Source organism: Tepidibacter formicigenes DSM 15518 (assembly GCF_900142235.1).
Taxonomy (GTDB): domain Bacteria; phylum Bacillota; class Clostridia; order Peptostreptococcales; family Peptostreptococcaceae; genus Tepidibacter; species Tepidibacter formicigenes.
This window is the reverse complement of the sequence record NZ_FRAE01000011.1, coordinates 57616-68167: the sequence shown is the minus strand read 5'-3', so window position 1 is coordinate 68167 and position 10552 is coordinate 57616. Positions and strand designations below refer to the sequence as shown.

The 10552-nt window shown below is 26.7% G+C and carries 12 protein-coding genes, 1 pseudogene and 1 CRISPR repeat array; of the genes and pseudogenes, 8 read left to right on the top strand and 5 right to left on the bottom strand.

The genetic code is table 11. The features are described from left to right. Positions 1 to 113: 113 nt before the first annotated feature. The 3 genes from speB to BUA77_RS03405 all read right to left on the bottom strand — a co-directional run bounded on the left by speB (position 114) and on the right by BUA77_RS03405 (position 2452). On the bottom strand, positions 114 to 962 hold the full coding sequence (speB, locus tag BUA77_RS03415; RefSeq protein ID WP_072887323.1) for an agmatinase: 849 nt from the start codon (positions 960 to 962) through the stop codon (positions 114 to 116). After that, a complete protein-coding gene (gene speE, locus BUA77_RS03410) occupies positions 940 to 1806 on the bottom strand; it encodes a polyamine aminopropyltransferase (RefSeq protein ID WP_072887321.1) in 867 nt (288 codons plus the stop codon). The genes speB and speE overlap by 23 nt, the downstream gene beginning before the upstream one ends. A gap of 106 nt (positions 1807 to 1912) precedes the next feature. After that, positions 1913 to 2452 carry a helix-turn-helix domain-containing protein gene (locus BUA77_RS03405; RefSeq protein WP_072887319.1) on the bottom strand — a complete coding sequence of 180 codons (540 nt, stop codon included), beginning with the start codon at positions 2450 to 2452 and terminating at the stop codon, positions 1913 to 1915. A gap of 144 nt (positions 2453 to 2596) precedes the next feature. Between BUA77_RS03405 and BUA77_RS03400 the strand changes: the two genes are divergently transcribed. The 4 genes from BUA77_RS03400 to BUA77_RS03385 all read left to right on the top strand — a co-directional run bounded on the left by BUA77_RS03400 (position 2597) and on the right by BUA77_RS03385 (position 5029). Continuing rightward, positions 2597 to 3205 (top strand): hypothetical protein, encoded by a 609-nt coding sequence (locus BUA77_RS03400; protein ID WP_072887317.1) that lies wholly within the window; start codon positions 2597 to 2599, stop codon positions 3203 to 3205. After that, positions 3198 to 3665: a GerW family sporulation protein gene (gene ytfJ / locus BUA77_RS03395; RefSeq protein ID WP_072887315.1), complete on the top strand. Its 468-nt coding sequence runs from the start codon at positions 3198 to 3200 to the stop codon at positions 3663 to 3665. Before BUA77_RS03400 ends, ytfJ begins: the two co-directional genes overlap by 8 nt. A 111-nt stretch (positions 3666 to 3776) precedes the next feature. Beyond that, positions 3777 to 4724: a sulfide/dihydroorotate dehydrogenase-like FAD/NAD-binding protein gene (locus BUA77_RS03390; protein WP_072887313.1), complete on the top strand. Its 948-nt coding sequence runs from the start codon at positions 3777 to 3779 to the stop codon at positions 4722 to 4724. Continuing rightward, positions 4721 to 5029 carry an FAD-dependent oxidoreductase gene (locus BUA77_RS03385; RefSeq protein WP_330389980.1) on the top strand — a complete coding sequence of 103 codons (309 nt, stop codon included), beginning with the start codon at positions 4721 to 4723 and terminating at the stop codon, positions 5027 to 5029. The genes BUA77_RS03390 and BUA77_RS03385 overlap by 4 nt, the downstream gene beginning before the upstream one ends. Here the strand turns inward: BUA77_RS03385 and BUA77_RS03380 are convergent. Continuing rightward, on the bottom strand, positions 4986 to 6623 hold the full coding sequence (locus BUA77_RS03380) for a recombinase family protein (protein WP_072887312.1): 1638 nt from the start codon (positions 6621 to 6623) through the stop codon (positions 4986 to 4988). The two genes, BUA77_RS03385 and BUA77_RS03380, sit on opposite strands and share 44 nt — an antisense overlap. 186 nt (positions 6624 to 6809) lie before the next feature. Between BUA77_RS03380 and BUA77_RS03375 the strand changes: the two genes are divergently transcribed. The 3 genes from BUA77_RS03375 to BUA77_RS03365 all read left to right on the top strand — a co-directional run bounded on the left by BUA77_RS03375 (position 6810) and on the right by BUA77_RS03365 (position 8529). Then, complete coding sequence (locus BUA77_RS03375) at positions 6810 to 7160, top strand: CidA/LrgA family protein (protein WP_072887310.1); 351 nt, start codon at positions 6810 to 6812, stop codon at positions 7158 to 7160. After that, positions 7157 to 7846, top strand: a complete 690-nt coding sequence (locus BUA77_RS03370; protein WP_072887308.1) for an LrgB family protein — start codon at positions 7157 to 7159, stop codon at positions 7844 to 7846. Before BUA77_RS03375 ends, BUA77_RS03370 begins: the two co-directional genes overlap by 4 nt. A gap of 236 nt (positions 7847 to 8082) precedes the next feature. After that, positions 8083 to 8529: a cytidine deaminase gene (locus tag BUA77_RS03365; RefSeq protein ID WP_072887306.1), complete on the top strand. Its 447-nt coding sequence runs from the start codon at positions 8083 to 8085 to the stop codon at positions 8527 to 8529. Positions 8530 to 8541: 12 nt separating this feature from the next. Here the strand turns inward: BUA77_RS03365 and BUA77_RS14795 are convergent. Next, positions 8542 to 8817 (bottom strand): annotated as a pseudogene (locus BUA77_RS14795) (helix-turn-helix domain-containing protein); the annotation flags it as partial. A 274-nt stretch (positions 8818 to 9091) separates the two neighbouring features. Here BUA77_RS14795 and BUA77_RS13475 point away from each other — a divergent pair. Next, positions 9092 to 9265, top strand: a complete 174-nt coding sequence (locus BUA77_RS13475; protein WP_143151286.1) for a 4-alpha-glucanotransferase — start codon at positions 9092 to 9094, stop codon at positions 9263 to 9265. A gap of 585 nt (positions 9266 to 9850) precedes the next feature. After that, a CRISPR array of direct repeats spans positions 9851 to 10545; the repeat unit is 37 nt; unit sequence ATTTAAGAGATACATCCATTAAAACAAGGATTGAAAC. Between the last annotated feature and the right edge of the window lie 7 nt (positions 10546 to 10552).

Below are 10552 nucleotides of genomic sequence, written 5' to 3'. Positions count from 1 at the left end.
AATTTTTTTGAATAGAAAAAAAGAACAGGGTATGATTTCATACTCTGTTCTTTGATAACCGCCTTCGGCGATGTCTTAACTTAATGACATTGGCCGATTAAGGCCTTTTTTGTTTATAGACAAAGCATAAGCTCTCTAATAACTTTACAAGCAACAGCAGTAGACACTCCTGTTGGATCATAATCTGGAGCAAGTTCGACAACATCAGCTCCAACTATATTTAAATTAGACATAAGCTTTATAGAATCTAGCATTTCTTTAAAAGTAATTCCACCAGGTTCAGGAGTACCTGTTCCAGGGAATATAGAAGGGTCTAATATATCAAGATCTATAGTTATATAAATAGGTTTATCTTTTATAATTTCAATAACATCTTTTAAAGTAGAAGTATCAAATTTATTTAAATAAGTATGTCCCTCATTTGACCATTTGAATTCTTCTCTTAAACCAGATCTTATACCAAATTGATATATTCTATTATCTCCTAATAAATCCCAAGCTCTTTTAATAACAGTTGCATGAGATAATTTTTCGCCCATATAATCTTCTCTTAAGTCTGTATGAGCATCAAAATGAAGTATAACTAAATCTGGATATTTTTCATGAAGAGCTTTTATAGGAGATAAAGACACTAAATGCTCTCCACCTATCATAAAAGGCTTTTTATTATTATTTAATATATCCTTAGTATATTCATATATTAAATCTAGTGACTTTTCTTTATTTCCAAAAGGAAGCTCTAAATCCCCACTATCATGTATTTTCTTATCTTCTAAATCTCTATCAAGATAAGGGCTGTATGTTTCAAGCCCATAAGATTCAACTCTTATTCTATAGCCTGCAAATCTAGAGCCAGGTCTAAAAGAGCAAGTTCCATCAAATGGAGCACCAAATACTACTACATCAGATTCATTAAAATCACTTTCACAGCCAATAAATTTATAAGAATTGAATAGTTCCATTTTCAAAAAACTCCTTTACAAAACTTGGTAAAGCAAAAGCTCCAATATGTAAATCTGTATTATAGTATTTTGTTTTTAAGCCAAAATTATTCCATTTATCAGCTTGTAAATCTTTTATTGGATCATATTTTTTAGAAGCAAATCCAAATAACCAATATCCAGATGGATAAGTAGGGATATTTGCTTGATATACATGAACAATTGGGAATATTTTCTTAAGCTTTGAATTAGCTTTAAGTGCAGCTTCTTGAGTATCCTCATAAAAAACTGATTCATTTTGATTTACTAATATTCCATCCTCAGCTAGTATTCTATGACAGTTAGTATAAAATTCAGTACTAAATAATCCCTCTCCAGGGCCTATTGGATCAGTAGAATCTATTATAATTAAGTCATATTTATTATCAGGAGATTCTTTAACAAATTTTACTCCATCTTCATATAAAAGAGTAACTCTTGGATTTTCAAGTTCACAGCTTATAGTAGGGAAATATTCTTTAGCAGCATCACAAACTAATTTATCTATTTCAACCATATCTACATGCTCTATAGTTTCATATCTCATTAGTTCTCTAACTGTACCGCCATCTCCACCACCTATAACAAGTACATTTTTTATGTTGGGATTTACTGCCATTGGAGTATGTACAATCATATCATGATAAACAAATTCATCTTTTTCAGTAACCATTACTAGTCCATCTAAAGTCATTAATTTTCCATACTCATATGTATCTAGAACATCTAGCTTTTGAAACTCACTTTGTCCACTAAATAAATGCTCTTTAACCTTTAGTGAAAAGTTTACACTGTCTGAATGTTTTTCTGTATACCATAACTCCATATTCTAATACCTCCTATAAAATATTTAAAAATTTACTATATAAAACCTGCATCGTTTAGATACAGGCTTAATTTATGTAGAATAATTGAATAATATACTATTTCTCCTAAAAAGATGGTGGTGTAGCAACCCACAAAATAGTAGCACTTTTATTAGAATTATTTGTAATATAGTGTTCTTTATTTGGTGTAAAATAAAAGCTTTCTCCTTTTTTTATTTTAAGCTTTTTATTTCCAATACATAATGTTACAGAACCTTTTATTACATAGCCAAATTCTTCTCCTTCATGAGGTCTATGAATAGTACTTTTTCCATTAGGCTCAATATCTATTAAAATAGGCTCCATTATATTCTTTTGAGAATTTGGAATTAACCAATGTATAGTATGTTTTAAATCCTCGTTTATAGATTCATATATATCATCTTTTTTATATACTATTTTTTCTTCAACATCTTCATTAAAAAAAGCTTTTAAATCTGTTCCTAAGGCTTCTAGTATATCCATTAATGTTGCAATTGAAGGAGATGTAAGATCTCTTTCTATTTTTGATATAAAACCTTTTGTTAAATCACATCTTTGAGCTAGCTCTTCTTGCGTTAACCCATTCAATATTCTTAATCGATTAATTTTCCTTCCGATTTGCAAAATAATCACTCCTAATAAACAAAGGAAAAATATTTATAAATAGTAAACTTTTTGTTTACAAATATTAAATATACACTAAAAAAAAAAAAGTCAATAGTTTTAAAAAAAAAGTATTTATTTTGAGTTTAAGGAAATAATATTTATATGAAAAATTATGCAGTTATAATAATAAGTTTATTAATTTTAATTTTCATATTTATTAATTCTAAGGTCAAAATAAGCATAAATTTAAATAAAAGTGGGAAAAATGATGAGGTGATATTTAAAGTAAGTGGTCTTTTAGGAATTATTAAATACGAAAAAAAATATCCATTTTTTGATTTATCTGCTAATAAGGAGGGAGTAAATTTAAAGTTTGAACAAAAAACTTCAAGAAAAGGTAATTTAATAACTAAATTTAATGAAAGATTAAAAAATGAAGAACTATTAATAACTTTACACAATCAAAAAGAAGCATTTAAATATATACTTAAAAAAGCAAAAATAGAAGATTTGAAAAGTCATATGTACTTTTCAAATGAAAATGTATTTACAAGTATATTCTTATTTAATTTTGTTAACATAATATATAAATACATATACGATAATATAAATACAAAAAACATGAGTCTAAAAATAATACCAGGATTTAATGAAAATAAATTAAAAATTCATTTTAAAATTATATTTAACCTAAGGATAATAAACTTTTTATATTTAATTAAATATTATAAAAGTTTTCAAATAAACAAAGGTGGTGCATATAATGAGTGAACAACAACATCCAATTGAAAGTTTAATGAAAACAACAATGGAAAACATGAAAGAAATGATAGATGTAAATACTATTGTAGGAGATCCTGTTGAAACATCTAACGGATCAGTATTGATTCCTATATCAAAACTATCATTTGGATTTGCTTCAGGTGGAGGAGAATATAATAAAGGTCAAGGTACTAGAGATAATGAAATGAGTGAATCATATCCTTTTGCAGGAGGTGCAGGAGCTGGAATTACAGTTCAACCTGTAGCATTTATGGTTGTAGAGAATAATGAGACAAAGCTTATGTATGTTGATCAAAATGCAAACATGGTTGACAATTTATTAAATAAAACTCCTAAAATTATGGAAAACATACAAGGTATGTTTGGTGGTAAAGGTAAAAACAAAGATCAAAATAATAATAAACAAAATAATCAAGGTAACAGTGAAAATAATAACAAAGAAAATTAAAGCTGGAGGCAAAATTTGTCTTCAGCTTTTTTGTTTGACTTGTAACCAAAATAGCTAAATATAAATAAATTATATTAATGATGTTATTTAAAGAATAAGGAAGGGATAATTATGAAAAGCAATGTATGTGTTGACGCCGGAAGTATATATTGCCCTTGCTATTTAGCTGAAACTAAAGATTGTATAGTTTGTTCTCATTTAGGAGGGGATGATTTTTGTGATTGCACTTGGCAAGGAGTATGTATATACCAAAATTTCATGAAAAATAATGAAAAAATAAACGAGATTAGAAAAGATATCTTATGTAATATAAAAAGAAAAACTGAAATAGAAAAAAATATATATTTATTAGAAATTGAAATACCTAAAAATTTGGCCCTTGAATTGGTACATCCAGGGTCTTATGTACTTTTAAGAGGAGAAAGGAGAAAAGAAGAAAAATTTAATAGTCCTATTTCTGTTATGAATATAAATTTAGATGAAAATATTTTAAGTGTTGTTATCGAGGAAATAGGCCCTAAAACTAAAGATTTATTAAAAAATAAAAAAGTATATATAAAAGGACCTTATGGTAACGGAATATTTGGACTTAAATATTTAAAAAAAATAAAAGATAAAAAAGCTATCTTAATGACTCGAGGATTATCGTCAGTAACTTTAGTAAACGTTACAAATCAACTTTTAAAAAATAATAATGATGTAAAAATATTTATTGATAAAAATGGAAAAAAACTTTTAATTGTTGAAGAAATACTTAAAAACAAAAATATTAAACTTAATTATTTTGATTTTTCAAAAGAAGATTTTTTAATTAAGAATGAATTGAAAAAAGAATTAGATTTAGTATTTAGTGCAGGATCTAATTCTTTTAATAAAAAAGTAATGAATTTAGTAGATGAAGTTGATGAAAAAATACCTTTAGCTATTACTAATAATAATTTAATTTGTTGCGGTGAAGGACTTTGTGGGGCTTGTATAGTTAATATAAAAGGAGAAAAAATAAAAACTTGCAAAACCCAAGTAGAGCCTAGAATATACTTAAAGGAGGCTTTGAAATGAAAAAAGTTATTGTAATAGGTGGAGGATGGGCCGGATGTGCAGCTGCAATAAGTGCTAAAAAAGCAGGTGCTGATGTAATTATTATAGAAAGAACAGATATGCTTTTAGGACTTGGAAATGTTGGAGGGATAATGAGAAACAATGGAAGATATACAGCGACTGAAGAAAATATATTATTAGGGGGAAGAGAATTATTTGAGCTAACAGATAAATACTCAAGACATAAAAATATTGATTTCCCAGGACACAAACATGCATGCTTTACAAAATTGCAATTTTTTTACATCCCCATAAATCAATATTAACATTCTTAGTTTCTCCATCCCATGTAATTTTATCTATTAAAATTTCTAGCAAAAATCTTTTTCTCATCATAGTATTTTCATCATCATTTAGATTTTCAATATTACTAAAAAATTCATTAAATTCTTTTAGAGTATCTAAAACAACATCAGCATTTAATATATTAGTATTATTTTCTTCCTTTTTATCTTTTAGATTATTTAACTTATCTTCAAGTCCTTTTATTTCTTTTCCAAGAGTATCTATTTTAGAAATTATAAATTCAGATGCAACTAAATTTCCATCAAGTTTTGCTAATTGATTTAACAATGAATTCATATCATTTTGCTTTTTTTGAATATCTTTTTTTATAGAGTTAGCTAATGAAGATACTTTAGAAGCAGATACTTCTTCTTTATATTTTTCTAATTCTTTAATTATTACATTTGTATTTAAGTTTTTTATTTTATCTATTACAGCTTTTTCTAATTTATCTCCTCTGACATTTTTATTATCACATCTAGTTTTCCCGCTGTGAGCTTTCATTGTACACATATAATAATAAATTCTTTCACTTTTATCTTTTTTAGGTCTTCCGTAAGTTACTCTCATAGGTGATCCACATTTAGCGCATTTAAGAATTCCACTAAGTAGTGATTTTTTAGATGTTCCTTGTCTTGGACTTATTTTTTTAGAGTTTTTATCAAGTTTTTTTTGTACCTCAAGCCAATCTTTAGCTGAAATTATACCTTTATGTTTAGACACTGCAGCTATCCATTCATTTATACTTTTTTGTTTATGTTTAGAATTTCTTTTATTATATATTAAGATTCCATTTCCATTAGGGCTTCCGCATGTTAGCATTCCTTTTTCTTTTAAATAGTTAAATACTTCTTTACTAGATTTTACATAGGCTGGGTTTCTAAGTATTTCATTTATAGACATTGAGGCAAAATCTCCACCATTTTTGCCTGTAATATTATTTGATAGTAAATATTTTAATACTAAATGAATAGATCCCATTTCTAGATATTTATTAAAAATAAGTTTGACTTTTTCAAGTTCTTCATCTACTGGAGAAAGTTTTGACATACTTCTTTCTTTAAACTCTGAATCTATATAGCTTATTTGCTTACTTTTAAATCCTAAAGGAGCTTGTCCACCAAGCCAGCGGCCACTCTTTGCAAGTTCAAGCATATTATCTCTTATTCTTTCTGCTATAGTTTCTCTTTCAAGTTGAGCAAATACACTTGTAATATACACCATGGCCTTTCCCATAGGAGTAGAAGTATCAAACTGTTCTTTAATAGATACAAAGCTTATATTATTATCTTGAAGAAGTTCTAGGGTAGAAGAAAAGTCAGCAACATTACGACTTATTCTATCTAGTCTATAGCATATTAAGGCATCGAATTTTTTTTTCTTAACATCTAAAATCATTTCTTGGAATTTAGGTCTGTTTGTATTTCCACCAGAAAATCCTTCATCTTCATATATTATGAATTCCTTTATACCTAAATTCTTCATTGCGTATTCTTTACACATTTGCACCTGATTTTCAATTGAGTCACCTTTACCAGTAAACACAGATTTACGAGAATAAATTGCAGCTTTCATTCAAATCCTCCCTTCTATATAAAATTATATCATAAATATGGAACATAAATTCTATATATAAAGTTAAATGATATTACATATTTTAATATAAAATAATAGATTTTTTGACAAAATTGGTATACAATATACTATATAATTTTTTAACTTCTATAAATACACTTAAAGACTAGAAAAGAGGTGTGTATTTTGAAAATATTTAGGCAACTAGGTATTATTCTAATTATTTCTTTTTTGGGTGAATTTATATCTAGTTTTTTTAATTTACCTATTCCAGGAAGTATAATAGGTATGATTATTCTTTTTATATGTCTTTGTACTAAAATTATTAAACTGGATATGATAAATGAAATAAGTAAATTTTTAATTGATCATTTAGCCTTCTTTTTTATACCAGTTGGAGTAGGTTTAATATCTTCATTAAATTTACTAGAAGGTAAATGGATGTTAATTATTCTAATTTCTTTAATATCAACTGTTTTAGTAATTTTTACTACTGGATTTACTGTACAGTTGTTGAAAAGGAGATGTGAAAAGTGATAAAATTTATAAATACCCCTATTTTTGGAATATTAATTACAATAATAGCATTTGAAATTGGTCTTTTTATAAACAAAAAAACAAAAGTATCAATATTTAATCCATTATTAATAAGTATATTAATTATTATTACATTTCTTTTAAAATTCAATATAGATTTAGATATATATAATAAAGGTGCAAATTTCATTTCATTTTTTTTAGGTCCAGCTACAGTAATACTTGCAGTTCCTCTTTACAAACAGCTTGATCTTTTAAAATCTAATTTAATTTCTATAGTTGTAGGAATATGTGTTGGATGCATAACAGCAGTAGTAAGTGTTTTATATTTAATAAAATTATTTAACTTAACTAACTCAGTAGGTTTATCTCTTGTTCCTAAATCAATAACTACACCTATTGGTATTGAAGTATCTAATAACATAGGAGGTATTCCTTCTATTACAGTAGTTGCTATTATAATTACAGGAATACTTGGTGCTGTTATGGGTCCTTTTATTTGTAAATTGTTTAGAATAAAAGATAAAATTGCTGTTGGAATTGCAATAGGAACTTCATCTCATGCTCTTGGAACTACAAAAGCGATTGAACTTGGAGAAACCCAAGGGGCTATGAGTAGTCTATCAATAGGAATTGCAGGTCTTATTACTGTATTCTTAGCTCCTTTACTGATTAAAATATTATAAAAAACTATAACAAAGTTAAAATTGTTAAGGAATCCTAAAGTTTTAAAGGGATTCCTTTTTTAATAAATTGAAATACGCCATGGCAAAAATAATGTTGTAATATTTGAATTGGTTATTATTTACATATACATGCTATAATGTATTTATATAGGTATTTACAAAAAACTATGGGAAAAAGATATGAAAAATAGTAGAGCGTTATGAATTAAAAATAACATTAATATAGGAGGTAGTATATGGAACAAGACAGAATAATAGAAGAAGAAATGTATCGCAGAGCTATTGAATTTATTCCTCAAAGATATCCCAAAGGCTGGGATGGGGTGGCGATAATCCATGCTGAAGATGGACAATACTTTACTAGTGTTTCAATTGAAACAGCAAATAGTAGTGTAGATTTATGTATTGAAGTAGGAGCAATGTGTGAAGCTCATAAATATAATGTACGTGTAACCCACTGCTTGTGTGTTGTTAGAGACGATGAAAATAGTCCTTTTAAGGTTCTTACACCATGTGGTGTTTGTCAAGAGAGACTGCGTTTTTGGGGTGAAGATGTAAAGGTTGGCGTTACTACCTCAGATAATACTTTAAAGTTTGTACCTTTAAGGGAATTACAACCATATCACTGGACCAATGCTTATCCATCAGAAGAATTAGAACATTATGAAAAAGAATCCTATTAAATTTAAGGATTCTTAATCTTTTTTCTTTAGTGATTCATCAGGATTATATTTTAATTTGATAAGTTCAATATAATCCTCTATTTGTTTTATAGCATCTTTAGGTAATCCGTTTACATCAAGATTATGATAAGCTTTAGTTTCAATTTTAGATCGTATATCAGTTCTGCCTAAAAGATAATCTACAGCAACGTTAAGATAATCAGCAATTAATTTTAACTTTTCATAATCTGGCTGATTTCTTTTAGTTTCATATCCAGCAATAGTAGCCCTGCCTACACCTAATATATTTGCTAAATCTTGTTAAGTTAATCCCTTTCTTTATTATAGTTTAATACTAAATGTGTCTATAATAAATATTTGGTTTCGAAAATGAACTTTATTCAAAACTATATATTGACTTTGTGTCAAAAAAGGAAACACGATGAAATGAAGATGTTGTTCTTTTAAGATACAAAAAGAGTTTGATGCGAAAGTGTCAAAAGGGTGGAAGTGATTTAAGGCATAGGACAAATTTAAAAACTCATAAGTTTTAGTAATACAAAATTAATGAGGAGGTAAAAAATTGGCTGCAAGAGTTTATGAGTTTAATATAACAGTTAATTATCCAACTAAAGAAAATGAAGAAGAGTTTGATAATAGAGCTGCAAGAGCTGTAGCCAAAATACTATGCGAAACACTTCCTATAGATACAATTGATGAAATTATTAAATTATATAAAGAAAAAACCAATAAATAAAGTCATATAAGGAGATAAAAAATGACTATTGAGGAATATTAAGTTTTGGAGCAAAAGTATTATATGGTATACCCTAAAAAATTAAAAAATATTAAAAATTTAAATTTATAAAAGATCAATGGTATGAAATAAAAGTGAGAGAAGAAAATCTCATTTTAATATGGAAAGAAGTGAAATGGTTAAAAAAGTATGAAATACATTGATGAAATAAATTATTTTTATATATTTGAAGCTAAAGCAGGAAACTTTATAATTGCTTATAAAGGAACTATATGGTAAAATATTACTTGATTTATAGGAACATATATACAATAAAGGTAATTGAAAATATTTATAAATTAACAATTTAATGTCAAAAATATAAATATAAAAATTCAAGTTATTTTTGTTCCTATAAAAATATTTATAAATTTGGGGTAATAGTTTTAAAATATGGTTATTTCAATAGTTGTAGCTGTTGTTACTACTGTGAAAAACAAATAAAAATTTTATTTTATGACTTAAAAAAATGAATTTTGACAAATTTTATATCCGTCAAAAAAAGTTTAAGAATAAGTTATTTCAATATATTTGCAAAAAAGGGCTATTTAAGAGATACATCCATTAAAACAAGGATTGAAACTTGCGTTTATTGTAATAGCTTTTGATTATTTGTTTATTTAAGAGATACATCCATTAAAACAAGGATTGAAACAGTATCTTCTTAATTCCTTGTCGTTGATAAAATCACCTATTTAAGAGATACATCCATTAAAACAAGGATTGAAACTATCATACGTTCTTATATCACCTACCTCTCTGTGGATTTAAGAGATACATCCATTAAAACAAGGATTGAAACTATTTTTATTAATTCAAGGAGGTAATATCATGACATATTTAAGAGATACATCCATTAAAACAAGGATTGAAACATTCCATTACCAAATGGAAATGAAGTTCCTAAATTTATTTAAGAGATACATCCATTAAAACAAGGATTGAAACTAAACGCTTAAAAACGTTTATAATTAAAATATAGAGAAATTTAAGAGATACATCCATTAAAACAAGGATTGAAACCAAAATCATTTCCATTTTTCCACCTTGAATATGCTTCTTATTTAAGAGATACATCCATTAAAACAAGGATTGAAACTTAGTACCTAAGGCAATACTTACAGCTGGAGAGGATTTAAGAGATACATCCATTAAAACAAGGATTGAAACTTAGTACCTAAGGCAATACTTACAGCTGGAGAGGATTTAAGAGATACATCCATTAAAACAAGGATTGAAACTTCCCCT